At 66.6% G+C, this 23,503-nt stretch carries 16 protein-coding genes; 10 read left to right on the forward strand and 6 right to left on the reverse strand.

The genetic code is table 11. The features are described from left to right. The 6 genes from GOSPT_RS19940 (at position 1) to GOSPT_RS19965 (ending at position 4,757) form a co-directional block, all read left to right on the forward strand. Positions 1–246, forward strand: coding sequence for an MbtH family protein (locus tag GOSPT_RS19940; protein WP_005208412.1), 246 nt, complete (start codon positions 1–3; stop codon positions 244–246). Then, positions 239–1,342, forward strand: a complete 1,104-nt coding sequence (locus tag GOSPT_RS19945; protein ID WP_005208413.1) for an ABC transporter ATP-binding protein — start codon at positions 239–241, stop codon at positions 1,340–1,342. Before GOSPT_RS19940 ends, GOSPT_RS19945 begins: the two co-directional genes overlap by 8 nt. Beyond that, the gene (locus GOSPT_RS19950; RefSeq protein ID WP_005208414.1) at positions 1,332–2,114 is read left to right on the forward strand and encodes an ABC transporter permease; all 783 of its coding nucleotides are present in this window, start codon (positions 1,332–1,334) and stop codon (positions 2,112–2,114) included. The genes GOSPT_RS19945 and GOSPT_RS19950 overlap by 11 nt, the downstream gene beginning before the upstream one ends. A gap of 47 nt (positions 2,115–2,161) precedes the next feature. Continuing rightward, positions 2,162–2,821, forward strand: coding sequence for a sigma-70 family RNA polymerase sigma factor (locus GOSPT_RS19955; RefSeq protein ID WP_005208415.1), 660 nt, complete (start codon positions 2,162–2,164; stop codon positions 2,819–2,821). Continuing rightward, complete coding sequence (locus GOSPT_RS19960; protein WP_005208416.1) at positions 2,814–3,686, forward strand: anti-sigma factor; 873 nt, start codon at positions 2,814–2,816, stop codon at positions 3,684–3,686. The genes GOSPT_RS19955 and GOSPT_RS19960 overlap by 8 nt, the downstream gene beginning before the upstream one ends. Positions 3,687–3,764: 78 nt before the next feature. Continuing rightward, positions 3,765–4,757, forward strand: a complete 993-nt coding sequence (locus tag GOSPT_RS19965; RefSeq protein ID WP_005208417.1) for an alpha/beta hydrolase — start codon at positions 3,765–3,767, stop codon at positions 4,755–4,757. 4 nt (positions 4,758–4,761) lie between these two features. On the opposite strand, the gene GOSPT_RS19970 is transcribed toward GOSPT_RS19965, so the two are convergent. Further along, positions 4,762–5,094, reverse strand: a complete 333-nt coding sequence (locus GOSPT_RS19970; RefSeq protein WP_051994091.1) for a LuxR C-terminal-related transcriptional regulator — start codon at positions 5,092–5,094, stop codon at positions 4,762–4,764. Between the two features lie 442 nt (positions 5,095–5,536). Here GOSPT_RS19970 and GOSPT_RS19975 point away from each other — a divergent pair, with 442 nt between their 5' ends. Continuing rightward, complete coding sequence (locus GOSPT_RS19975) at positions 5,537–6,283, forward strand: acetoacetate decarboxylase family protein (protein ID WP_005208419.1); 747 nt, start codon at positions 5,537–5,539, stop codon at positions 6,281–6,283. 135 nt (positions 6,284–6,418) lie between these two features. Continuing rightward, complete coding sequence (locus GOSPT_RS19980; protein WP_005208420.1) at positions 6,419–7,432, forward strand: pirin family protein; 1,014 nt, start codon at positions 6,419–6,421, stop codon at positions 7,430–7,432. 32 nt (positions 7,433–7,464) lie between these two features. On the opposite strand, the gene GOSPT_RS19985 is transcribed toward GOSPT_RS19980, so the two are convergent. Further along, on the reverse strand, positions 7,465–8,130 hold the full coding sequence (locus tag GOSPT_RS19985) for an FMN reductase (protein WP_005208421.1): 666 nt from the start codon (positions 8,128–8,130) through the stop codon (positions 7,465–7,467). Continuing rightward, a complete protein-coding gene (locus GOSPT_RS19990; RefSeq protein WP_005208422.1) occupies positions 8,127–9,236 on the reverse strand; it encodes an LLM class flavin-dependent oxidoreductase in 1,110 nt (369 codons plus the stop codon). The genes GOSPT_RS19985 and GOSPT_RS19990 overlap by 4 nt, the downstream gene beginning before the upstream one ends. Before the next feature lie 146 nt (positions 9,237–9,382). Between GOSPT_RS19990 and GOSPT_RS19995 the strand changes: the two genes are divergently transcribed. Both GOSPT_RS19995 and GOSPT_RS20000 read left to right on the forward strand, forming a co-directional pair. Next, a complete protein-coding gene (locus GOSPT_RS19995; RefSeq protein WP_005208423.1) occupies positions 9,383–9,889 on the forward strand; it encodes an MTB12 C-terminal domain-containing protein in 507 nt (168 codons plus the stop codon). A 104-nt stretch (positions 9,890–9,993) separates the two neighbouring features. Further along, positions 9,994–10,608, forward strand: coding sequence for a DUF4190 domain-containing protein (locus GOSPT_RS20000; protein WP_005208424.1), 615 nt, complete (start codon positions 9,994–9,996; stop codon positions 10,606–10,608). Positions 10,609–10,701: 93 nt separating this feature from the next. On the opposite strand, the gene GOSPT_RS20005 is transcribed toward GOSPT_RS20000, so the two are convergent. From GOSPT_RS20005 to GOSPT_RS20015, 3 genes are all read right to left on the reverse strand, one after another. Next, entirely contained in the window at positions 10,702–11,055 is a 354-nt protein-coding gene (locus tag GOSPT_RS20005; protein WP_231895025.1) for a hypothetical protein, read from the reverse strand. 228 nt (positions 11,056–11,283) lie between these two features. Continuing rightward, complete coding sequence (locus GOSPT_RS20010) at positions 11,284–11,523, reverse strand: MbtH family protein (RefSeq protein WP_005208426.1); 240 nt, start codon at positions 11,521–11,523, stop codon at positions 11,284–11,286. Further along, a complete protein-coding gene (locus GOSPT_RS20015) occupies positions 11,523–23,468 on the reverse strand; it encodes a non-ribosomal peptide synthetase (RefSeq protein ID WP_169330949.1) in 11,946 nt (3,981 codons plus the stop codon). The genes GOSPT_RS20010 and GOSPT_RS20015 overlap by 1 nt, the downstream gene beginning before the upstream one ends. Positions 23,469–23,503 lie beyond the last annotated feature (35 nt).

Consider the following 23,503-nt stretch of genomic DNA (forward strand, 5'->3'; position numbering starts at 1 on the left):
ATGACCAATCCGTTCGACGACGTCAATGGCGTCTTCCTGGTGCTGGTCAACCACGAGAACCAACACTCGCTGTGGCCCCAGTTCGCGCCTGTCCCCGCAGGCTGGCGTCGGGTGCACGGGCCGTCCGACCACGACGACTGCCTGCGCTACGTCGACGAGAACTGGACCGACCTACGGCCGAAGAGCCTCATCGAAGCAATGGAAGGGAGTACGCGTGCCGACCACAGGACGACACAGGATGACTGAACCCATCAACATGGCTGAACCCATCAACATGACTGGGCCCATCGACGCGGATACGCCAGACACGGCCACACGCAACGCACTCGAGATCCGCGGTGTACGAAAGGTATTCACCTCCGGCCTGCTGCGCCGCGGGCGCGCCGTGATCGCCGTGGAGGATCTCGACCTCACCATCCCGGCAGGCACCGTGCACGCGCTGCTCGGGCCCAACGGTGCGGGCAAGACCACCACCGTTCGCATGGTGGCGACCCTGCTGCGCCCCGATGCCGGCACGGTGACCGTCTCCGGGATCGACGCGCTGCGCGAACCCGACCGGGCGCGTGAAATCATCGGTGTCTCAGGGCAGTACGCCGCCGTGGACGGCACGCTCACCGGCTTCGAGAACCTGCGCATGGTGGCCCAGCTCTACGGCCATCGTCGACGCGACGCGTCGGCCCTTGCGCGCGACATGATCGCCGAACTCGGACTCGACGATGCCGCCGACCGACCGATGCGCACCTACTCGGGCGGCATGCGGCGGCGACTCGACCTCGCGGGAGCACTCATCAACCACCCGCGACTCGTCATCCTCGACGAACCGACCACCGGACTCGACCCACGCGGTCGACGCCAGATCTGGGACCTGATCGCCGCGCAGGTGGATGCGGGAACCACCGTCTTGCTGACCACCCAGTACCTCGAGGAAGCCGACACGCTTGCCGACGAGATCACCGTCATCGACCACGGACGAATCCGCGCGCAGGGTAGTGCAGACGAGCTCAAGAACTCGATCACCCCGGAAATCCTCAGTGTCGAGTTCGACGGTGAGCACACCGTCTCCGAATCCGCTGTCGTCGCACGAACATTGGCGGCGATCGGCGTCGGAAACCCGCATCGGTCGGAAACAGGGACATGGACGGTGCCGGTCGCCGACGGCGCCGCCGACATCCCGGATGCCATCCGCGCGCTCGACGCGGGAGGCACACCTGCACGCAGCGTCTCCGTCGCCGGACCGACACTCGACGACGTGTTCCTTCAGCTGACCGAGCACGCAGTCGACGACGACACGAGCGCTACGACGACGCGCCTCGACACACGGGAGCCCGCCGATGTTCACTGACACCGCAGTCCTCGTCGAGCGCAATCTGCTCACTGTGCGACGTATCCCCACCCTGCTCGTCAGCGCGACCATTCAGCCGCTGATGTTCGTGTTCCTCTTCGCCTATGTCTTCGGCGCGACCTTCGGAGGACACTCCTACCGCGAGTACCTGATGGCCGGGATCTTCACGCAGACTGTTGTTTTCAACGCGGCGTTCACCACCGTGGGACTCGCCAACGACATGTCCGACGGAATCATCGACCGGCTGCGCTCGCTGCCCATGTCACGACTGGCAGTCATCGCAGGCCGAGTGGGCTCCGACATGCTGCTCGGCCTCGTCGGACTCACGGTCATGGTAATCAGCGGCCTCGTCATCGGCTGGCGGGTCCACGGCTCGCTCGCCGACGCGGCAATCGCATTCGGGGTGATCATCGTGTTCGCGCTCGCGATGGCATGGGTCGGTGCGGTCACCGGACTGATCGCACCCAATGTCGAAGTGGCGCAAAGCATCGGATTCTTGTGGATGTTTCCGGTGACCTTCCTGTCGTCGGCCTTCATCTCCGCGGCAAGCCTGCCGGGGCCGCTTCGGACGATCGCCGAGTGGAATCCGGTGACAGCCGTCGCCACCACGAGTCGCGATCACCTCGGCAACGGCGCGCCGTCGAACTTCGTGCCACCGTCCGGGTGGGTCGCCGACCACGCGCTCGCCTACTCGATCGGCTGGAGCGTGGCGATCCTGGCGGTGTGCATGCCGTTGTCGCTGATGCTCTATCGGCGCGCGGCAAGCAGATGAGTCATCGGCCCGATGGGCGCGCCGATGTCGATCCGACACGACGCCGTATGGACCGAACCGCCACACCCGAGCTCGGGCGTGGCTACGGTGGTGGAGTGACATCGGGCCACGCAGCGACGGGAGACGACGACCGCCCCGCAGGCTCGACGTCGGAAGCCAGCACCCTTCGTGATCTGTTGACCGCCTCTTCCGGCGGCGACCGCGCTGCATTTTCTCAGCTCTACGACCTCACCAGCGCGCGCATCTACGGCCTCGCCCTGCGGGTGATCCGTGACGTGCACTACGCCGAGGAGATCGTACAGGAGTCGTACCTGCAGTACTGGCAGAAGGCCGACCAGTATCAGCCGTCGCGCGGCTCGGTGATCACGTGGATGATGACGATCGCGCACCGGCGCGCCGTCGACCGTGTCCGCACCGAAGAACTCCAGCAGCGCAAAGCCGCCGAGTACGGCGCAGGCAACGCGAGCACCCCGCACCCGATCCCGCTCGAGGTGGTCGTCGACCGCGAGGAGACCCGCACCCTGCACACGTGCCTCGATCGGCTGACAGAGCTTCAGCGCGCCAGCATCGAGATGTCGTACTTCAACGGCATGACCTACCCCGAGGTCGCCGCGGTCACGTCCACTCCGCTACCGACCATCAAATCCCGCATCCGCGACGGCCTCCGACGGCTCAAGAAGTGTCTGCACGGAGAAGCCGATGGCTGACACCGAGTGGCTCGACGACCACGTCGAGCTGTACGCCATCGACGCGCTGACGCCTGCCGAGACCGAACGCGTGCGCCGCGAACTCGACGACCTCAGCGCCGTCGAACTCCGGATCTACCTCGCCCGCATCACCGACATCCAGTCGGCCATCACCGACCTCGCGAGTGGATTCGCACTCGCCGCGCCCGCCGAACTGCGCGCGACGGTCCTCGACCGCGCATTCAGCGCCGACCCGGAATCCGTCTCCGACACCGAGCAACGGGGCGTCTCCGACACCGAGCAACGGGGCGTCTCCGACACCGAGCAACCGGGGACCGCCGAGAGTGACTCAGAGCCAGGGACCGCCGAAAGTAACTCAGAGCCGTCGGCCGTCGTCCCGATCGACCGTGCGCGCAGCAGACGCGGGCGCGCGGCACTCGCGGTCGGCGCCGCGGCGGTCGCGGTGGCCGTCGCACTCGGTGCGGGTGTACTCATCGGGCGCACCACGGCGCCGGAGCAGACACCGTCGTCGACCACCGCCCAACAGGTGTCCGACATTCTCGCCGCACCGGACGCGCGGTCGACGGTTTCGTCGCTCGCCGACAATCGGGGCACCATCACCGTCGTGAGTTCGAAGTCGGCGAACCGCGCCGTAGCCGTGGTGCGTGACCAGCGCAATCCCATCGCCGCGGACCAGACGTTCCAGTTGTGGCTGATCGGCAAAGCAGCCACGCCGGTGTCGGCGGGCCTCGTCGCGGGTACCGGCTCCGCTGCCCCGCACGTGATCGATTCGCTCGACGACTCGTCCGTGCTCGCGGTGACCATCGAGCCACAGGGTGGATCGCCTCAACCGACGACAGATATCCTGACGCAGGTCGCGCTGTAGCCGCGACGCACGGCTACGGGGTGGAGATCGCCGAGAGGGCGGCCTCGGAGAAGTCCCGAGTGATCGCAGGAGTGAACAATGCGTCGACAACACCTGATCTGGCTGACCCTTGGGCTCATGCTGGCCGCGTTCCTCGGGGCGACAGCACCCGCACAGGCGGCGCCGACGTCGAGCATCGTCAGTTCCACCGACGATTCACCCCAGCAGGTGACGCTGATGGTGCACTCGGCGTCGATGGATCGAATCGTCCCGGTCACGGTGTTGACCCCGAAGAACCGCACCCGTGCGGCACCGACGCTGTACCTGCTCAACGGTGCAGGCGGTGGCGAGGATTCGGCCACCTGGGATGCCCGCACCGACTACAAGAAGTTCTTCGCCGACAAGAACGTGTATGTCGTGACCCCGATCGGCGGTGCGTTCTCGTACTACACCGATTGGCAACGCGACGACCCGGTCCTCGGCCGCAACAAGTGGCAGACGTTCCTCACCAAAGAGCTGCCACCACTGATCGGCAAGCGCTTCCCGACCACGGGAAAGGTTGCTGCAGCGGGCATCTCGATGGCCGGGACCACGGTGTTCAACCTCGCGCTCGCTGCCCCCGGTCTGTACCGCTCGATTGCCGCGTTCAGCGGCTGCGCGCGCACCAGCGACCCGGTCGGGCAGCAATACATCCGCTTCGTCGTCGAGAACCGCGGCGGAGGCAACATGGTCAATATGTGGGGACCGCTGAACGGACCCGGCTGGCGGGCCAACGATCCCTATCTCAACGCGGCGAAGCTACGCGGCACCAGGGTCTATATGACCGCGGGCACCGGGCTTCCCGGCAAGCACGAACGCCTGTCCGATCCGTCGATCGACGGCGACGGGCTGGTACTGGCGAACCAGGCTCTGCTCGGCGGCGCGATCGAGTTCGGCATCGATCAGTGCACACGCCAGATGGCGACGCGCCTCGCTCAGCTCGGCATTCCCGCCAAGGTCAATCTGCGTCCCGCCGGAAGCCACTCATGGGGCTACTGGCAGGACGACCTGCACCAGACCTGGCCGTCTCTCGCCCGCGACATCGGGGCGTGAGACCTCACCAGCGGTCGAGGCTGGTGTAGCCGTCCTGCAGAGCGCGAGCCAGCAGGTGCGTCTTCGTCGGGGCGGGGCGACCCGCGGCCGTGTACTTCGTGCGAATGCGCGCGAGGTGGGTGCTCACGGTCGAGGCTGAAATGAACAGCGTCGCCGCGGCGTCCTCTTTTGATTCCGCACGCAGCCAGGTCAACAACACCTCGACCTCGCGGCGCGACAGCATCGGCCGACGTGCCACGGCGGCGTCATGGCCGTGGCGGTAGTCGTCCATCCGGGCGATCTGGGCGGAGCCGAATGAATTCGACGCCGCGCCGCGATCTGCGACAACAGGGGACACAGGCACGGGCGATGGCGCCCCGAGGGCACCCCCGGTCTCTGTTACTACGGTCACCGTTACGTCCTTACATCATGTCGTTACGACAGCGATCCCCAACACTCAGCAAATAGTAAGGATTAGGTCTGACATGTCGGTAGTCCCCTAAATGGGGCCTTTGTTGCATTCGCAAGAATCGGCGCCGAAAGCCGCACGCTAAATGTGTGTCCCATCGACAGATGTGGGCGCTGCAGCAGCCACATCTATCGATAAGACACACATTCAGACCGGGAGAGCAGACGGTATGCCAAACTAGAACACGTTCTTGTTTGTTCGTCGCGGCACGCTCGGGCGCTCGCTGCCAGCACGCGGCTGCCCGCGTACTTCGCTGCCCGAAGTCGCCGCCCGAATACATCGCTGCAGAAAACGTCGCCGCCCGAATACATCGCTGTCAGAAAGGGGCCTCATGTCCTCCCCGTCGACCCACACCGTCGCAGGTACCACGCTCACGATACCCGTCGAGGTCAGAGATGCGCGGTGCATCGCTGCGGGATTCACCGCCGACGCCGACGCGATGGCGAGAACCATAGCGGCGTCGGGCGCCTCTCCGCTTCGTCCGCTGCGGATACGCCCGGGCCGCGGCATGGTGATGCTGGTGTTCGTCGACTATGTCGACGGAGATCTCGGCCCGTACAACGAGTTCGGGGTGTGCCTGCTCGTCGAGAATCCGACTGCGCCCGCGTCTCCGCTCAGCGCGCTCGGCTCTGTGGTGCGCGGCGATGCGCACGCGCTGATCCATCGACTCCCCGTCGACGGTGAGTTCACCCGACAGGCTGGACGCGGGATCTGGGGCTTTCCCAAGTTTCTCGCCGATTTCGATGTCGACCACGATGGCTCGCGTAAGCGCGGCAGTGTTTCGGAGGACGGACGCCTCATCGCTGCCCTCGAGACCGCACCGGGCCTGCCGGTCCCCGCGGCTCCGGGCGACGCGGAACTCACCGCCTACTCGTGCCTCGACGGAAAGCTGCGCTCCATACCGTGGCGACTCGGATCGCTGAGCGGCGTCCGGGCCCGCATCGGCGGCGCAACCCTCACGCTCGGCGGACACCCGATCGCGGACGAACTACGCGGCCTGAAGTTGGCCCGGCACGCCGCCATCACCATGTCGGTGGGACACCTGGCCATGACGTTCGACGACGCGACCGATCTCTGAGATTCGGCCTGCCGGCAGCTCACCGATCGCACCGCGCACGCGTCGTCGACCCGACTGTTCCTAGACTGGCGTCATCAGCCCCAAAGGCCGAAAAGCCCAAAGCCGAAAAGCACAGAAGCCGAAAGGCGTGACGCCATGAGCAACCTCGAAGCACATCCGGCCGAAATCGACTGTCAGACCGAGGTCGAGAACGCCGACCCCGATCACGACGGATCGCTGCGGGTCGAGGTGCTCACCGCGCGCGACGTACCGCTCGGCGGCCCGCGTGCCATGACTGTCCACCGCACCCTGCCGCAGCGGGAGCGGTCGCTGATCGGAGCGTGGTGTTTCGCCGACCATTACGGACCCGACGACGTCTCGGCCACCGGCGGCATGGATGTGCCTCCGCATCCGCACATCGGATTGCAAACGGTCAGTTGGCTTTTCACCGGTGAGATCGAGCATCGGGACACGATGGGCAATCATGCGATGGTGCGTCCGGGCGAACTGAACCTGATGACTTCGGGCCACGGCATTGCCCATACCGAGGTCTCCACTCCCGACACCACGGTCCTACACGGCGTGCAGTTGTGGGTCGCACTCCCGGCAGACGCGGCGAACACCGCTCGCTACTTCGCCCATTACGCGCCGCCGGCGATCACCGTCGGCGGCGTGACGGCACTCGTCTTTCTCGGGACGTTGCTCGGCAGCACGTCGCCGGTCGAGACGTTCACGCCGCTACTGGGCGCTGAACTGCGCATCCCGCCGGGAACCGACGTCACCCTCGACGTCGACCCCGGATTCGAACACGGATTCCTCGTCGACTCGGGACGCGTGGAGATCGTCGATTCGACGACGGGCCCGCTCGAGCGCACCGAACTCGGCTACGTCGGAGTCGGTGCCGAAACCGTCGTCCTCGCCAATCGCGGCGACGACGACGCGCGGGTCATCGTGCTCGGTGGCGCGCCGTTCGACGACGACATCATCATGTGGTGGAACTTCGTCGGCCGCACGCACGAGGAGATCGTGGCAGCGCGCGAGGAGTGGATGGCCCACAGTGAACGCTTCGGCCAGGTGCAGGGGTACACCGGCGAGGTGCAGCATCTGCCCGCGCCGACACTTCCTGGCACACGACTGCGCGCCCGGGAGAACACTCCCGGGCGCGCATAGACGGTCAGTCTGTTTCGGCCAGTCTCTATCGCTCAGTCGCCGGCCAGCAGGCGAGCGAAGTTGGCGATGCCCGCCTCCTCGCCCGCGTATATCCGCTGCTCGCCGCGATCAGCGTCCGAGGCCTGCGACGCAACCGCCCGCCGATTCGTTCCGGTGGGCATGAGCGCCACCAATTGTGTTGCGGCCCGACGGATTCGGTCGGACAGCGTTGCCGTGTCGCCGGAGGTCGACGCCCAGTCCTCCGACGCCGCGTAGACGCCGGTCGGTACGACGACGGTGCGCAGGTAGCCGAACAACGGACGCAGCGCGTGGTCGAGGACCATCGAGTGCCGGGGGCTCCCACCGGTCGCCGCGATGAGTACCGGCTTACCCTCCATCGCATCGACATCGACGAGGTCGAAGAACGACTTGAACAGGCCTGAGTACGACGCGTTGAACACCGGGGTCGCGACGATGAGCGCGTCGGCGTCCTGCACGGACCGGATGGCGTCACCGGCAGCACCGGTCGCGAAACCGGTTGCCAGCGAACGCCCGATGTCGACGGCGAGATCACGCAGATCGATGATCTGCACGTCGACATCGCCGCCCTGCGATCGCACGAGCGACGCGGCGTCGTCGGTGAGCCGGTCGACGAGCATCCTCGTCGACGACGGTTCACTGAGTCCGGCGTTGACCGCGACGAGCGTTACCGGCTTCATGCGTTCACCTGTGCTTCCTGCCCTGCAAGCTCCTCTGCGTCGCGTTCCGCGACGAGCGAGGCGTGCGTAGGAGCGTCGGGAACGTCGGCCGGGCGCCCTTCCGCGAACCCCTTGCGGAGTTCGGGGAGCACCTCGCCGAGCTCATCGAGCTGCTCGAGGACCGTCTTGAGCGGCAGGCCCGCGTGGTCGACGAGGAACAGCTGGCGCTGGTAGTCGCCGAAGGTGTCGCGGAACGAGAGCGTGCGGTCGATGAACTCCTGCGGGCTGCCGACGGTGAGCGGCGTCTCGCGACTGAAGTCCTCCAACGACGGTCCGTGCCCGTACACGGGCGCGTTGTCGAAGTAGGGACGGAACTCGTTGACGGCGTCCTGGGAGTTCTTCCTGATGAAGAACTGACCGCCGAGTCCGACGATCGCCTGGTGCGCCTTTCCGTGTCCGTAGTGCTCGTAGCGCTCCCGATAGAAATCGATCAGTCGCTTTGAGTGCTCAGCTGGCCAGAAGATGTGGTTGGCGAAGAAGCCGTCGCCGTAATAGGCGGCCTGTTCGGCGATTTCCGGGCTGCGGATCGACCCGTGCCACACGAACGGCGCGACGTCGTCGAGCGGACGCGGCGTCGAGGTAAACGACTGCAGCGGGGTGCGGAACTTGCCTTCCCAGTCGACGACGTCCTCGGTCCACAACCGGTGCAGCAGGTGGTAGTTCTCGATGGCCAGCGGGATGCCCTGACGGATGTCCTTGCCGAACCACGGGTACACCGGGCCGGTGTTGCCACGACCGAGCATCAGGTCGACGCGGCCATCGGCAAGGTGTTGCAACATGGCAAAGTCCTCAGCGATCTTGACCGGGTCGTTGGTGGTGATCAGAGTCGTCGCGGTGGAGAGGTGCAGCTTGCTTGTCTGAGCTGCGATGTAGGCGAGCGTCGTCGTCGGTGACGACGAGAAGAACGGTGGATTGTGGTGCTCGCCGATGGCATACACATCGAGGCCGATGTCCTCGGCCTTCTTCGCGATCGCCACCGACGCCTTGATGCGCTCATGTTCTGTCGGCTCGACTCCCGTCGTAGGGTCGGCCGTGATGTCGCTGACGGAAAACAGTCCGAACTGCATGTCATGCCTCCTGGAATGACGGATACGAAACCTTTCACTCGCCATAACCGGACCACGGTCCGGTTAATTCCCACGCGAGGTACCGCCCCTTGTCGACGTCAAGCGATCGGTTAGTGTGGCCTTACAATTCGTCGTCAGGAGTAGCAATGAAGCTTCGGAAGTCTCTCGCGGCAGCCATGATCGCGGGCGCCGCACTTGTCGCTGTAGCGGGCTGTTCAGGTTCGGACAGCGCCAGCGATACCGTCGCAAGCGCCACCAGCAAGGTCACCGAGGCGACGAGCCAGGCCGCCGCGGCCATCGCGGGCCTGACCAACTCCGACGCCCAGGGCATCCTCCGCAAGGCCGTCGACCCCAACACTTCGTCCGATGAGCTCGAGAAGGTCGTCGACACCAGCAACCCGGTCACCAAGACCGCGATCCAGGCGTACGCCAAGGGCGCGTCTGCAGCGGGTTACGGACCCGATGTCTACACCGTGACCGAGGTCAAGAAGACCGGCGACAACGCTGCTGATGCCAGCGTGGAGGTCAAGAGCCCGCACACGTCCAACCCCGCCAACATCACGCTCTCGTACGTAAAGGTCGACGGCGAGTGGAAGCTGTCCGGCAATGCCGTCACGCAGCTCTCGTCGATGATGGGCCAGCACGGCGGCTGATTCGCCGTCTCGGGCAACACCGATACACCCACACCGCGCCGTTCCGGATTTTCTTCTCCGGGGCGGCGCGGTGTGCGTCGGTAGACTCGTTGCGAGGAGGGCCGATGCGAACCGAACACCACACCGCGCCGATCGAACCGGCGATCACCGATCGTTACCAGCGCTGGCCACAATCGAACGTGCTCGAGTCGATGTCGCTGCCCTTACTACCGGATTCCCCGTCGGGTTCTCATACCCCCGACAGCCACTCCGGGCCGGTCACGACCCACGCGCAGCGGCCGCAACGCAATCCGGTGCCCATTGAGGGCCTTCGCGTACGGACACGAGATACATCCCGAGATACTCCGCTACCGGAGGTCGGCGACTACTGGGACCTCGCCCATCGCGAAAACGCGATACTCATGCCGACGGTGATCCCGACGGTTCATCCGGTATCGCTCGTGGGCCAGGTGCCTGCGCAGCCACGAACGTCTCCCTTGACGACGGCGTCGTTGGTGACCGCGTTGGCGGCGTTCCCGCTCATTCCGGTACTGGGCATCGGCGGGGTCGCGGGGCTCATGTCGATCGCGCTCGGTGCCGCAGGTGTTCGACAGATCCATCGACACCCGACCCGCTATCGCGGCAGCGGCCGCGCGGTCACCGGAATCATCCTCGGAACCATCGCGGCCGTGATCGGCATTCCGATCCTGCTGCTCGTGCTGGCGATCGCCGGCCTGTGAGTGGCGGCCAAGCAGCGAGTGGCGCTTCACCGTGAGTAGGTCTTGCCTGTGGGTAGCGCTTGCCAATGAGGGGTCGTCGGCAGACCGTACGGGTCAGCCGACCGCCCGGAGCGAGCCACCGGAGAACGGCAGATTGCGACCGAGCCAAGCTAGAACCTGATCGATCATCGCCCCCTGCTTCGCGGGATCGCTGACCTTGGCGAGCGACGGAAGTGAGTGCAGGAGTGCCGCGTAGATCGCCGCCTCCGAGGACATGCCGTTTCGGCTCATCACCGTTTCGTACGACGACACGCTCTCTGCAAGCTCGCCGTACGTCGCCGATTCGCCCCCCAGACGAACAGCCGTCATCCACGGCGTCGCCTCAGCGCGCCGCATCACGTCGTTCCGCAATTCCGTCATCATTCGACCTCGAGCACCCCACGCGTCGACATCTCCGACCTCAGCCATCTCGCCTCCCAGACGATGGCGTCGATCCTTCCGAACAGAATGCACCTGCATTACTTGTTCGGAAGGCGAACCACCGTAATTTGTGACGAACTCCACACGAGTTTCGTTCTTCTGCGAACCCAATGTTACTGAAGTGCCAGAGTGTAGTCAGTGTTACTGATGTGACTGGTGTGAAAGCGTTATGCCCGCGTCACCCGCCAGCGACTGAGTTCGTCGATGTCGCTGCCTCTAGGAGGCGTCTGCCGCTCGCGCCGCCTGATCGGCCTCCATCGCGTCGATGAGGCTCTTCGGACGCAGGTCGGTCCAGTTCTGCTCGACATACTCGAGGCACGCGGCCCGGCTGTCCTCTCCGAACACCTTGGTCCACCCGTCGGGGATGTCGGCGAAGGTCGGCCACAGGGAGTGCTGGTTCTCGTGGTTGACCAGGACGAAGAATCGGCCGTTCTCGTCATCGAAGGGATTCGTCATTATCGCTTCCTTTCCTCACCATCGTCTTCGAGGTGTTCGTTGTGTTTTTCGCGCGCATCGTGTTCTCCATGCGCATCGTGTTCGTCGTGCGCGCTGTCCGCCAGTCGCACTGCGAGGACCGGCCCGATGACAGCGAGTGCATCCGCATTCGCCAGGCCGAGGTGGTCGGCGTCGACGTCTACATTGACAACGTCACCGGCGACGTGTGGTTCCCACGACCGCGCGACCGCGGAAGGGTCTTCCTTGTCGCGCGTCGCCGTGAACACCAGCAGCGAGCCGTCGAACGGGTCGGGACGGAAACGCTCCACCAACTGCTCACCACCCGCGAAACTGTCCATCACCCACTGCACCTGCTCATCACGCAGCAGCCCGAGCGATGCGATCTTGTCCCGCACGATTGCCGCGACCTCCTCGGCAGAGCTCGCCTCAACATCTTCCCCGAGATCGAACAGGTCGCGCCAGCCCCCCAGGAAATCGCCGACGAACTCGCCGCCGAGGCGCACGCGGTCGGCTGCCGCGGGCTCGACGTCCTGAGCGACGGGCACCGGCGCCGAGTCCATCACGCCGAGGAAGGCGACCTCCTCGCCGGATTCGCGCAGCGCCGTGGCCATCGCATATGCGACATATCCACCGAGCGACCATCCGAGCAGGTGGTACGGCCCTTCCGGCTGCACGCGTCGGATCTCCGCGAGGTACCTCTGTGCCATCTCCTCCACCGACGAGGCGAAGGGTTCTCCGGACACGGCGTGCGGGTCCTGCAGGCCGTAGATCGGCCGATCGTCCAGGTAGGGCACGAACCCGCCGTAGAACCATGCGAGTCCGCCCGCAGGGTGCACACAGAACAGCGGCGACTTCGAGCCGCGCGCGAGTTCGATGAGGACCTCACCCGCCGGCGCGGTGGTGCCTTCGACCCGGGCCGCGATACCGCGCGGCGTCGGATCGTTGAACAGCCAGCCGAGTTCGAGATGATCGCCGTGCTCGCGTCGCAGGAGACCGAGAGCACGGGTCGCCGACAATGAATCGCCGCCGAGATCGAAGAAGCTGTCGGTCGCGCCGACGTTCTCGACGCCGAGGATCTCGCCGAACACCCCAGCCACCGATTCCTCGATAGGCCCGACCAGCTCGACATGAACTCCGCTCGAGCGCTGCGGTTCGGGTAGCGCCCGCTTGTCGAGCTTGCCGACGGCCGTCAGCGGAAAAGCGTCGAGCACGGTGATGCTCGCAGGCACCATGTGAGCGGGCAACTGTTGCGACAGGAAGTGCCGCAGCGTCGTCGACGCCGATTCCGCGGAATCGATCGAGGCGTCAGCAGGGGCAGGCGACTCGGCAAGACCGGAGGAATCGTTGAGCACGACGTAACCGGCGAGCGCAGTCGCCACCGCTCCCCCAACCCCGACGACGACAGCCGACTCGACCGCCGGATGAGCAGCCAGGGCCGCCTCGATCTCACCGAGTTCGATGCGTAGACCGCGAAGCTTGACCTGGTCGTCGCTGCGGCCCGCATACTCGAGCGCGAGTTCGCCGGTGTCGTCGCGCTGCCAACGGACGACATCACCGGTGCGGTACATGCGTTCGCCCGGGCTGCCGTTCGGGTGCGCGACGAACCGCTCCGACGTCAGGCCCGGCCGATCGAGATATCCGCGGGAGAGCGGCAGTCCGGTGACGTAGAGTTCGCCGGCGACTCCCTCGGGCACGGGATGCAGACGGGCGTCGAGAACCTCGAGGCCGGCGCCGTCGATGGGACCGCCGAGCAGGACTCGGGCACCCGGCCGCGTCGGCCGCGCGAACGTCACGCTGATCGTCGTCTCGGTCGGACCATAGATGTTGTGCAGACTGACGTGGTCCGACCAGCCGTCGACAATCGACGGCGGGACGGCTTCTCCACCCACGGCGGCCCCCGCGAGATCTGGCAGTGCGGCCGGATCGATGGTCGACAGCACTGTCGGAGTCAGGAACGTATGGGTCACCGCGCTCTCGCGCATGAACTGCTCCAGAGCCTCGCCCCCGACCGCGTCCACGGGGCGGTACGCGATCTCGCCGCCGAATGTCGCGGCGAGAAGGTACTCCAGCACCGAGGCGTCGAAGCTCGGTGACGCGAAGCCGAGCACGACCGGCTTCTCCACCTGCGGGAAGCGGGACGACTCCACTGCGGCGTAGTTGGCGAGACCGGAGTGCGTGACGCTCACGCCCTTCGGCCTTCCGGTCGATCCCGAGGTGTAGATCACGTAGGCCGTGTTCTCCGGTCGCACCGGACGCAGTAGCTCGTTCGCGGCGAGCGGCGAGGTCTCCTGTGACGAGATCTCACGGGAAACGGCCTCGTCGTCGAGGTCGACCCAGTCGAGTCCCGGCCGCGTCGGTAGCGAGCGCGAACGGGTCAGGCCCAGCACGGCGCCGGAATCCTCGACCATAGATGCGACTCGTTCCGCCGGATAGTCCGGATCGATCGGCACGTATCCCGCGCCGGTCTTGGCGACCGCCCAGATCGTGGTGAGCAGTTGAGTCGAGCGTCCGATTGCCACACCGACGAGCGACTCGGCCCCGATCCCCCGTGCGATCAGCCACCGCGCGAGGCGAGTGGACTCGACGTCGAGTTCGGCGTAGGTCATCGTCGAACCGGCCGCGTCGCGGACCGCTGTACGCGGTCCGTACGCCGCTACCGCTTCGGCGAAGAGGTCGGCGAGCAGCCGCGGTCGCGTCCCTTCGCCACCGTCGACCGGTGTGAACATGTCCCGTTGTTCGTCGGTGACCAGGGTGATGTCGGCGGTGAGACGGCTCGGGTTTGCGGCCATCTCCTTCAGGATCTCGACCAGCGCGCTGCTGAACACCTCCACCTGGTGGTCGTCGAACGCCGCAGGCAGGTACTTGAGCGTGAGCGAGATCTGCCCACCCGGGAGCGGAGCCGTAGCCATGTTGAGCGGGTAGTGGGTCGCGTCGGCGCCGTCGAAATCGAGGATCTGCAGCCCCCCGGTCTGCCCGGGGTCGGCGGTCGCCAGCGAGTCACCGTCGACCGGGTAGGACTCGTGCACCGTGAGGGTGTCGAACAGCAGCGGGACGTCTGCGAGCGCCATCAGTTCCGTCAGCCCGATGTGCTGGTGGTCGAGCACGGTCACCTTCGCCTGCTGCAGACGCGCGAGCACGTCCGCGACGGGTGCGTCCGGATCGACGTCGACTACCGCCGGCACGGTGTTGATGAACAAGCCGACCATCGACGCCACGCCTTCGAGATCGGCGGGACGGCCCGAGGTGGTCTCACCGAATGCGACGACCCGGCTCCCGGTCAGCCGCGACAACAACACGGCCCACGCGAGTTGCAGCACCGTGGCCACTGTTGCTCCCTGCGACCTGGCAAGGCGCTCGATTCCGGCGACGATCTGCTCGTCGAGCACCGCGGAGTGATCGCGCGGGAGCAGCTCACGAGCCCCGGACACACCGGGAGCCACGAGCGTCGGACCGTCGAGCGGCGCAAGTACCTCTCGCCACGCAACCCGAGCGGCGTCGGGATCGGCGAGCGCGATGCGGCGCACATGATCGCCGAAGTCTCCGCCACCGGGTTGTGTCCCGGTGTAGGTCGACCCGGTCGCATACAGCGCGAGCAGGTCGGCGAGGACGAGCGGACCCGACCATCCGTCGATCAGGATGTGGTGATTGGTGACGATCAGGTGCGCGTCCTCGCCGTGGCGGACGAGCGTGAAGCGCATCAGCGGAGCGGACTCGAGATCGAATCCGCGACGTCGCTCCACGTCGGCGTAATGCTCCACCGCCGACATGTCATCGGCCGACTCGTCATCACCGGCCGACGCCGGTACCTCGACGACCTCCCACGGCACGGAGACCTCCTCCGGGATCACCGTGACCACGGCGCCGCTCCCACAACGCACGAACGCCGAGCGCAGCGCCCTGTGGTGATCGAACAGCGCTGCTGTCGCACGACGAAGCCGCTCGACGTCGATGTCCCCGCCGAGGTGGAGGATTCCCTGCACCACGTAGACATCCACCGCGTCGTCGCCCGCGAGCTCTGATTGGACGTGCAGACCCCGCTGGAGCGGCGTCATCGGCCAGACGTCGGCCGAACCGAAACGGTGCGCGAGCTCGTCGAGGTCGTCCTGGGTCACGCCGGTACCGGGCACGTCCGAGGGCGACAGACCCGGCCCGCCCGGCTGTCGTGCCGCCGCGGTGACCGCGGCGAGTTCAGCCGCCCAGCGATCACCGAGGTCCTCGATGTCCGACCGGGTGAATGCGCCACTCGGGAACAGCAGGTCGGCCGACAGTTCGCGGCCGCTGCCGGTCGTCGCGGTGCCGACGTTGACGGACAGCGTGTTCATTGCAACCATGCGCCCCGACACCGAAGCAGGCAACGCGGGTGCCGCCGGATCGGCGGTGAACGGCAACACCGCAGCGTCGTCGCTGCCCCGGGCGCCGGCTCCGAGATAGTTGAACGCGATGCCGGGCAACGCGGTCTGCGCCAACCGTGCGTCGCCGTTGCGCGAGAGATTGTTGCGCAGGAGCCCGAATCCGAGACCGTGCTCGGGCTGACCGAGACGTTCCTCCTTGGCAGCCTTTACGGCGTGGGTGATGTCGTCGCCCGGGTCGACCGCGATCGGTGCGATCGACGTGAACCATCCGACGGTGCGGGACAGGTCCGCGGTGCTCGGCGTCGAGCCGTGGCCGAGTACGTCCTCATAGCGTCCGTGGCCTTCGACCAGAATCGACACCGGAGCATCGTCGACGATTCCGCGCGCACGCTGCCACGACCTGATCGCGCGCGCCAACGCGCCGAGCAGAGCGTCGTTGACATGGCCACCGAACTGCTCGGGGACGCTGGTGAGCAACGCCTCGGTGTCCGCGGCGCCGACGGCGACGGTCACGGTGGAGAGCGTGGCAAATCGATCACGGTCACGCTCGACGGTGACGCCGAGATCGGTGGGCTCGCGGTCGACTCGCGCGAGCCAGTAGTCGACCTCGCCCAGGTGATCGGCGGTGCGTTCGGCCATCGCGGAGTGCCACGCCCGTGCCGAGGTGACCTCGGGACGCAATGTCGCGTCGCCACCGGCTTCCGACGCCGCCCACGCCGTGATCAGATCCTCGATGAGGATCGGCCACGAGACGGCGTCCACGCCGAGGTGATGTATCGCGAGTACCACCCGCGCACCGTCGGACCCGGCCACATGTGCGGCGGACACCAGTACCCCGTCGGCCGGTGACAGCTCGCGCAGTGCACGAGCGTGAGCCGCCTGCACGGCCGCGGCGAACTCCGGGCTGTCGACGGCCGCATCGACACGCTCGCCGACGACGCTCGGTGTGGCGTCGGAGCCGGCGGTGGCCACCCACTCGTCGTCGACGCACCGCAGCGTCGACGACAGCATCGGGTGTGCCGAAACCACCGTGGCGAGAAGTCGCCGCAGCCGCTCGGTGTCGAGACCTTCCGGCGCGATCAGCGTCATCGACTGCGAGAAGTCGGCGAAATCGTCTGGCTCGTCGGACAATTCGATCATCCACGCGGCAACCGGTGAGACCGGCACGGCACCCGTCGGCCCGTCCGGCAACTCGGCGAGCATCGGAAGTCGACCTGAGTCGGCCACCGCGGCCACCGCCAGAGCGCGCACCGACTTGTGCTCGAAGATGTCGCGCGGCGAGATCGGAAGGCCCGCTGCACGTGCTGCAGACGAGAGCGTGATGGCGAGGATCGAGTCGCCGCCGAGCGCGAAAAAGGAGTCGGTCATGCCAACCGTCTCGACGCCGAGCACACCGGCGACGAGTCGGGCGAGGGTCTGCTCGGCGGGCGTCGCGGGCACGACGTCGTCGCCGCCGACACTGTCGATCACGGGCTGGGGCAGTGCTTGTCGATCGAGTTTGCCGTTCGCGGTCAGCGGCAGACGCTCGATCGGTGTGATGATTCCGGGAACCATGTAGGTCGGCACCGCGCGCGCAACCGAGTCGCGGACCTCCTCCACGTCGATCGTGTCGATCCGGTCTGCGACCACATAGCCGACGAGTTGCTCCCCACGTCCGGGGATGTCGACGACCGTTGCCGCGGCCGCGTTGATGCCGGGGGCAGCGGCCAACGCGGCCTCGACCTCGCCGTACTCAATGCGGAAACCACGCAACTGCACCTGCGCATCACCGCGCCCGAGGTACTCGATGTCGTCGCCGACCCGGCGGGCGAGGTCGCCGGTGCGGTACATGCGTTCGCCGCCCGGATCGAAGGGGTCGGCGACGAACCGCGTGGCGGTGAGCTCCTGCCGTCCCCGGTAACCCCGCGCCAATTGGCCACCCGTGACATAGATTTCGCCGACGACGCCCGGCGGGACCGGATGCAGTCGCGAGTCGAGGATGTGAATGCCCAACGAGCTCAACGGCCGACCGATCAGCGAGCTGTCGCCGTCGAGGACCGACGCTCGGTCCATGGGCCGAATGCTGACGTGCACCGTGGTCTCGGTGATGCCGTACATGTTGACCAGTTGAGCTGTGTCCGAGGGGTTTTCGGTGAACCAGCGGTCGACCTGATCGAATGCGAGCGCCTCGCCACCGAACACGATGTAGCGCACCGCGAGATCGGGTCCGACGCGCCGTCGAGCATCGATGAGTTGGTAGAAGGCCGACGGCGTCTGGCTCAGCACCGTCACCCCCTCGCGGCCGAGGAGTTCGACGAAGGCGTCCGGATCGCGTGCGACGTCGCGGTCGACAATGACCAGACGCGCACCCGACGCGAACGGGCCCCACAGCTCCCACACCGAGAAGTCGAATGCATAGGAGTGGAACATGGTCCAGACGTCGGTCGGGACGAACTCGAAGTCGGTCGCGGTGGTGTCGATCAGGGTCAGCACGTCGCGATGAGTGATCTGCACGCCCTTGGGCTTGCCGGTGGAGCCGGACGTGTAGATCACGTACGCGCCGGAGTCGGGTCTGATGATCGGCGTCGGTGCGGGCAGACCTGTCCCCTCGCCCACCAGGGCATCGACATCGATGGCCGCCACCGCGCCGGGCAATGCCGCGAAGAGCTCGTGACCAACGGTCACGGCGTCGGTGATGATCAGGTCGATGGCGGCGTCGGCGACGATGTAGGTCAGGCGTTGCACCGGGTTCGTCGTATCCAGCGGGAGATAGCCCGCACCCGCCTTGAGTACACCCAGAATGGCGACGGCGAGATCGACGGTGCGTGCCGTCGCGACACCGACGAGATCTCCCGCGACGACGCCGCGCTCGACCAGTGCCGCGGCGACCGCCGTCGACCTGGCGTCGAGTTCGCCGTAGTCGAGCGACTGTCCACCCGCGGTGACCGCGGGCCGCTCATGGTGTGCGCGTACGGATTCGGCGAACAGGTCGACGAGGCTCAGGTCTGCGCGCGGCGTGTGCGTCACCGGCGCGGGAAGCGCGGCGAGCGTCGCCTTCTCCTCATCCGACAGCAGCACGACGTCGCCGACGGGCAGGCTCGGATCGGCGGTGCAGCCGTCGAGCATCCGAACGAACCGGTCGGCGATCGTGTCAACCGTCGAGGCGTCGAAAAGATCTGTGGCATAGACGATCTGCGCCATCCACGGCTCGCCGTCCGGAGCGTCGGCGATACCGAAGGTGAGGTCGACCTTGGCCGGGGTGTGCTGCGGCGCGATGGGCGAGATCTGCACTCCGGCAACATGTGTGGCGTTCACTCCTGACGCGAACTCCGGCAGCACCGACTGATGGAAGGTGAGCAGCACCTGGGTGAGGGGCGCGAACGCCTCCGATCGCACCGGGTCGAGACGATCGATCACCGCTTCGAACGGCACGTCGGCGTGCGCGAACGCATCGAGGTCGGTGATCCGAACCGACACGAGCAGATCGGCGAACGACTCGCCGGGGTCCACGTCGCTGCGGAGCACGAGCGTGTTGACGAACATGCCGACCAGCGCGTCGAGATCACGTTGTCCGCGACCGGCGATCGGGGTGCCCACCGTGACATCGGTCGTGGCGGCCAGTCGGGACAGGAGCGCAGCGAGGGTCGCATGTACGACCATGAACGGCGTCACACCGTGCTCGCGTGCCACCGCCGACACACGGCTTGCGATGGCGGCCGGTATCGCGAACCCGACCTGCGCGCCCCGCTCGGACGCGACGAGGGGTCGCGGGCGGTCGGTCGGCAGTTCCAGCACATCCGGTACGCCTGCCAGCGAGTCCTCCCAGTAGGACAGTTGACGCGCGACCACCGATGTTGGGTCGTCGGGCCGCCCGAGGACCTCGTGCTGCCAGATCGCCACATCGGCGAACTGCACCGGCATCGGCGCGAAGTGCGGTACCGCACCGGTCGCGCGCGCCGCGTACGCCGCCATCATGTCGCTGACCAACGGGCCCATCGATTCGCCGTCGGCGGCGATGTGATGAGCCACCAGCGCGAACACGTACTCGTCCTGTGCGGACTGCCAGACACGGCACCGCAACGGCTCCTCGACACTGACGTCGAAGCCGTCGGTCACCGCGACCTCGAGCTTCGCCGCGGAGTCGACGACGCCCCAATCGAGCCGATCCGACACGGTGTCGACGGCACCGACCATCTGCACGGGAACACCGTCGACCGCGGGGAACACCGTCCGTAGCACCTCGTGTCGCTCGACGACGTCGACGACGGCTGCCCGCAGCGCAGCCACGTCGACGTCGCCACTGAGCCGAAGCAGCACCGGGACGTTGTAGGTACTCAACGTGGGATCGAACTGGTTGATGACCCACATCCTGGCCTGCGCGAACGACAGCGGGATGCTTGCCGGGCGGGGAACGACCGGCACGACCGGGGCGAGGCCCGGTTCCCGTTGCGCGGCAAGCGCGGCGAGACCGCGCACGGTTGGCTGCTCGAACACGTCGCGCACGGTGATGTCGGCGTCGAAGAGTTCGGAGATCCGCGCAGCAACGCGAGTGGCCGACAACGAGTTGCCGCCGAGGTCGAAGTAGCTCTCCGTGACGCCGATGGTCTCGCTACCGAGCACCTCGGCGTAGACGGCGGCGACACGCTCCTCCGCGTCGGTCGCCGGCGCGACGCTGCTGTGCTGCTGTGCCTCTTCGGCAGGCGCAGGCAGGGCGGCGACGTCGATCTTGCCTCCGGGCGTGTGCGGTAGTACATCGAGCACGGTCAGACTCGCGGGAACCATGTGCGACGGAAGCCGCGTGGCGATGTGGTCGCGGATGGCCGCGACATCGACGTCAGGTGATGCCACCACGTACGCTGCCAACGCGCTCGCGACAGCTCCCCCGACACCGATGACCACCGCGGCGTCGACGTCGGGGTGGGAGGTGAGTGCCGCCTCGATCTCACCGAGTTCGATCCTCAGCCCGCGCAACTTGACCTGTGTGTCGATGCGGCCGGCGTACTCCAATTCGCCTGTGGCGGTGACCCTGACGAGATCACCCGTCGCATACAGACGCGCGCCCGGTGTCGAGCTGAACGGATTCGCGACGAACGCCTTCGCGGTCAGTCCGGGACGTCCGAGGTAACCGCGCGCGAGCGAGTCGTCGGCGCTGAGATACAGCGCCCCCGTCACGCCCTGCGGCACGCGGTGCAGTCGCGAATCGAGAACATACGCGGCGAACCCGCGAATCGGGCGTCCGATGGTCACCGGCAGCCCTCGCTCGACCACGGCCGCGGTTGCCCACACCGTCATCTCCGAAGGCCCGTAGAGGTTGAGCGTCCGGAGATCGGGATGAGCCGACGCCCACCTGTCGATGAGTTCGGGTGGGCACGCCTCGCCCGCCGATGCGAGATTCCTCAGGCTCGCACCGAAATGCGGGTCGACGGTGGCGAGCACCGTCGGAGTGATGATCGCGTCGGTGACACCGCCGCGCTCGAGGACACGGCCGAGTGCGTCCGACGCGTACTCATCGGCGCTTGCGATCACCAGTGTGTGGCCGAGGCCGATGCCCCAGAGCATTTCGAGTACAGAGGCGTCAAAGCTCGGCGATGCGACGTGCAGCACCCGGACGTCGGATGCCGTTGCCGAGGTCCCGGAGATCTCCGCGAGTGCGTCGACGAGATTGGCGATGCCTCGCTGGGCGACGCCGACCGCCTTGGGGCGACCGGTCGACCCGGAGGTGTAGATGAGGTATGCGAGATCGTCGAGTCTCACCGGCGCACGGCGCTCGTCGTTCGTGACGGGATCGTCTGCGACCCCGGGTGCGATCAGGGCGTCGATATCCATCCAGGTGCACGGCGACTCTCCGAAGCCGGGAATCGTATCGCGATCGCTGATCCCACGGGTTGCACCGCAATCGGCCAGCATGAAGGCGATGCGGTCCTCAGGATACGACGGCGCGATGGGCACGTACGCTGCCCCGGTTCGGAGCACACCGAAGACGGCGACAACCGAGTTGATCGAGCGGTTCATGCCGACGGCGATCACGTCGCCGGGTCCGACACCCGCGGCTATCAGCCTGCGGGCCACTCGATTGACCGCCTTCTCGAATTCGTCGTAGGTGAACTGCTGGTCATCACAGATCAGCGCGGGACGGTCCATATCGATGACGCGGTCGTCGAGGATGTCGACGAGTACACGCGGCGTCGAGACACCGCCATCGGCGGCAACACCATTGGTGCCCAGAGAGTTCCGACTCCGCACCCCGAGTGACATCACCGTGTCGTCATCGACCGCGAAGTCGATGTCACCGACGGCGATCCGGGGGTTTGCCACCATCGCTTCCAGCACCGTCAGCCAGCGATCGGCGAAACCGCGCACCGTCGATTCGTCGAATAGTGCACTGGCATAGATGAATTCGGTCGTCATGGGAGAGTCGGCACGTCGGTCTGCCACGCCGACCGTGAGGTCGAACTTGGCTGTTGGCGCAGCGATGTCCAGCGGTTCGGCGACGAGTCCCGCCGCTTCTATCTCGGCCCGCGGATCGACGTCGCCCGACACATGGGTGAAGGCGATCTGCACGAGCGGCTCGAATGCGGTGGAACGCGCGGGCGACAACTCGTCGATGAGATCTTCGAAGTTCACGTCGGCATGCGCAAAAGCATCGATATCGGTGGTGCGTACCGACGCGAGGAAATCCTCGACGGTCAGCCCCGGATCGACCTCGGTGCGTAGCACCAACGTGTTGACGAACATCCCGACGAGATCGGCGAGGGCGGAGTCGGTGCGGCCCGTGATCGGGGTTCCGATGACGACGTCGTCGGTGGCGGCCTCGCGCGACACCATGATCGCCAGCGCCGCATGGAGGACCATGAAGCCGGTGATCTCGTGTTCCCGGGCGAAGGCCTCGATACGGGTTGCCAACGCGTCGTCGACGGTCAGCGAGACCACACCTGCGTCGCTGTCGCGCACCGATGGCCGCTGCCGATCACGCGGCAGGTCTGTGACGATCGGGAGTGCCGCGAGTTTCGTTCGCCAGTAGTCCATCTGGCTACCGATCGGGCTCGACGGATCGTGCACGCTGCCGAGGGCAGCCTGCTGCCAGAGCGCATAGTCGGCGTACTGCACGGACAGCGGGGCCTGCGCGGGCACGGCCTCGCTGGTGCGGTGAAGGTAGGCGGCGAGAAGATCGCCGACGAGTACCGGAACCGATCCCCCGTCGAACGCGATGTGATGCACCGTGAGTGCCAGTTCGTGCTCACCGTCGGAGACCCGCAGTACCCGACCCCGGATCGGGAGTTCACGCGTGACATCGAATCCCGTTGTGGCAGAAGCGATCAGCTCATCACGATGAGAGGCGATACCCCAATCCACCTCGTCGCGTGCCTGCGCGGCGACGACGATGTGCTGCACGGGGCCGTCACCGGCATCCGGGTAGATCGTACGCAGCACCTCGTGACGTTCCATGACGTCGCCGACTGCCGCCAAGAGAGCGTCGAGGTCGAGACTTCCCTTGAGGCGCAACACAAGTGGAATGTTGTAAGACGCCGACGCCGGTTCGAATCGGTTGATGAACCACATGCGTGACTGCGCCGCGGACAGGGGTACCCGCGCCGGTCGTGCCACCGCTGTCACGCGGGGCAGCACCTGGTCGCGGCCTTCGATCGCTG

The sequence above is a fragment of the Gordonia sputi NBRC 100414 genome (assembly GCF_000248055.1).
GTDB classification, from domain to species: Bacteria; Actinomycetota; Actinomycetes; order Mycobacteriales; family Mycobacteriaceae; genus Gordonia; species Gordonia sputi.

Coding starts and splice junctions, on each gene's coding strand:
- GOSPT_RS19955 (WP_005208415.1), top strand. CDS start 2,162: ATGGACCGAACCGCCACACCCGAGCTCGGGCGTGGCTACGGTGGTGGA.
- GOSPT_RS19940 (WP_005208412.1), top strand. CDS start 1: ATGACCAATCCGTTCGACGACGTCAATGGCGTCTTCCTGGTGCTGGTC.
- GOSPT_RS19965 (WP_005208417.1), top strand. CDS start 3,765: ATGCGTCGACAACACCTGATCTGGCTGACCCTTGGGCTCATGCTGGCC.
- GOSPT_RS19960 (WP_005208416.1), top strand. CDS start 2,814: ATGGCTGACACCGAGTGGCTCGACGACCACGTCGAGCTGTACGCCATC.
- GOSPT_RS19990 (WP_005208422.1), bottom strand. CDS start 9,236: ATGCAGTTCGGACTGTTTTCCGTCAGCGACATCACGGCCGACCCTACG.
- GOSPT_RS19985 (WP_005208421.1), bottom strand. CDS start 8,130: ATGAAGCCGGTAACGCTCGTCGCGGTCAACGCCGGACTCAGTGAACCG.
- GOSPT_RS19975 (WP_005208419.1), top strand. CDS start 5,537: ATGTCCTCCCCGTCGACCCACACCGTCGCAGGTACCACGCTCACGATA.
- GOSPT_RS19945 (WP_005208413.1), top strand. CDS start 239: ATGACTGAACCCATCAACATGGCTGAACCCATCAACATGACTGGGCCC.
- GOSPT_RS19950 (WP_005208414.1), top strand. CDS start 1,332: ATGTTCACTGACACCGCAGTCCTCGTCGAGCGCAATCTGCTCACTGTG.
- GOSPT_RS19995 (WP_005208423.1), top strand. CDS start 9,383: ATGAAGCTTCGGAAGTCTCTCGCGGCAGCCATGATCGCGGGCGCCGCA.
- GOSPT_RS20005 (WP_231895025.1), bottom strand. CDS start 11,055: ATGGCTGAGGTCGGAGATGTCGACGCGTGGGGTGCTCGAGGTCGAATG.
- GOSPT_RS19980 (WP_005208420.1), top strand. CDS start 6,419: ATGAGCAACCTCGAAGCACATCCGGCCGAAATCGACTGTCAGACCGAG.
- GOSPT_RS20000 (WP_005208424.1), top strand. CDS start 9,994: ATGCGAACCGAACACCACACCGCGCCGATCGAACCGGCGATCACCGAT.
- GOSPT_RS20010 (WP_005208426.1), bottom strand. CDS start 11,523: ATGACGAATCCCTTCGATGACGAGAACGGCCGATTCTTCGTCCTGGTC.